This window comes from Aeromonas sp. R7-5 (assembly GCF_040908015.1).
Taxonomy (GTDB): Bacteria; Pseudomonadota; Gammaproteobacteria; order Enterobacterales; family Aeromonadaceae; genus Aeromonas; species Aeromonas caviae.
In genome coordinates this window covers 1-2045 of record NZ_JBFOCZ010000030.1, presented here as the reverse complement: position 1 = coordinate 2045, position 2045 = coordinate 1, and the positions used below count along the sequence as shown (strand labels likewise).

2 protein-coding genes are annotated in these 2045 nt (G+C 53.0%); both read left to right on the top strand.

All coding sequences use genetic code 11. The features are described from left to right. Positions 1-951 (top strand): elongation factor Tu (tuf, locus tag AB5Y53_RS12965; RefSeq protein WP_026139321.1); only part of this gene is annotated, 951 nt, incomplete at its 5' end. A gap of 113 nt (positions 952-1064) precedes the next feature. Further along, positions 1065-1607: a D-glycero-beta-D-manno-heptose 1,7-bisphosphate 7-phosphatase gene (gene gmhB / locus AB5Y53_RS12960; protein WP_368182237.1), complete on the top strand. Its 543-nt coding sequence runs from the start codon at positions 1065-1067 to the stop codon at positions 1605-1607. Positions 1608-2045: the final 438 nt, after the last annotated feature.

Here is a 2045-nt window from a genome sequence, read left to right as displayed (position 1 = left end):
CACGTAGATTGCCCGGGTCACGCCGACTACGTTAAAAACATGATCACCGGTGCTGCCCAGATGGACGGCGCAATCCTGGTAGTAGCAGCGACTGACGGCCCGATGCCGCAGACTCGTGAGCACATCCTGCTGGGTCGTCAGGTAGGCGTTCCGTACATCATCGTGTTCATGAACAAGTGCGACATGGTAGATGACGAAGAGCTGCTGGAACTGGTCGAGATGGAAGTTCGCGAACTGCTGTCCGAGTACGACTTCCCGGGTGATGACCTGCCGGTAGTCCGTGGTTCCGCACTGAAAGCGCTGGAAGGCGAAGCTCAGTGGGAAGAGAAGATCCTGGAACTGGCTGGCCACCTGGACACCTACATTCCGGAGCCGGAGCGTGCCATCGACCAGCCGTTCCTGATGCCTATCGAAGACGTCTTCTCCATCGCAGGCCGTGGTACCGTAGTTACCGGTCGTGTAGAGCGCGGTATCGTCAAGGTTGGTGAAGAAGTGGAAATCGTTGGTATCAAAGATACCACCAAGACCACCTGTACCGGCGTTGAAATGTTCCGCAAACTGCTGGACGAAGGTCGTGCAGGTGAGAACGTTGGCGCACTGCTGCGTGGCGTGAAGCGTGAAGACGTAGAGCGTGGTCAGGTACTGGCCAAGCCGGGCACCATCAAGCCGCACACCAAGTTCGAATCCGAAGTGTACGTGCTGTCCAAAGAAGAAGGTGGTCGTCACACCCCGTTCTTCAAGGGCTACCGTCCGCAGTTCTACTTCCGTACAACCGACGTGACCGGTACCATCGAACTGCCGGAAGGCGTAGAGATGGTCATGCCGGGCGACAACATCAAGATGGTTGTTACCCTGATTGCGCCGATCGCGATGGACGACGGCCTGCGTTTCGCCATCCGTGAAGGTGGCCGTACCGTAGGTGCTGGTGTTGTAGCTAAAGTTATCGCTTAATCGATACTTTATATGCACACATGAAAGGGGTGGCTTCGGCCACCCCTTTTACTTTTGGGGCTTTAATTGGCCTGTGAGATACTTTTGCGAAATCATCTATAGAGGTAGCTGCTGTGAGTAAACCCGCCATTTTTCTGGATCGCGATGGTGTCATCAACAAAGACACGGGTTATGTCAGCCAGGTTGATGACTTCCATTTTCTGCCCGGGGTGATTGAGGCCATGCAATTGCTGAAGAAAAAAGGCTATTTGCTGGTCGTGGTGACCAACCAATCCGGTATCGCCCGCGGTTACTTCACGGAAGATGACTTCATGAGCCTGACCGAGTGGATGGATTGGTCATTGGCCGATCGAGATGTGGATCTCGATGGTATCTACTTCTGCCCCCATCACCCGGATCACGGCGCCCCTTGCGACTGCCGCAAACCGGAACCCGGCATGCTGCTGTTGGCGCAGCAAGAGTTGGGCATCGACATGGACCGCTCTTATATGGTGGGTGACAAACCTTCGGACCTGAAAGCCGCCATCAATGCCAAGGTCGGTCACAAGATAATGGTCAGAACAGGCAAGCCGATTACTGATGCGGGGATTGAGCTGGCCGATGCCATCTACGACAACCTGCATGATTTTGCCGTTGCAGCGCCTGTCACAGGCTGATTTCGCTGGATTAAGATGCTTTTTGGTGGCTTTGTGAGCGGTTGAACGATGAAAGCCATCTTTTTGCAATTATCTCCTTGCCAGAACGAATTCGCTCCCTATAATGCGCCTCCATCGACACGGCAAGCGGCAACGCAAACAACCCGGTCGGTACCTCGAAAAGCCTTTGCAAATAAGGCTTGACTCGAGAAGGCGGTTGAGTAGAATGCCACTCCCGCAGCAGCCAAAAGCTGCGTCGCTCTTTAACAATTTGAATCAAGCAATCTGTGTGGGCACTCACAGCATCGAGCATCAAAAACAATTTTTGATATCAATGTCTGATGAAGTGACCAAAGCAACTTTTAGTTGCAGCAGTTAATTCAGCAATTCATTGAGCCGCCAACTCCTTGGTAACAAAGAGTGGTAACCAAACTTAAATTGAAGAGTTTGATCATGGCT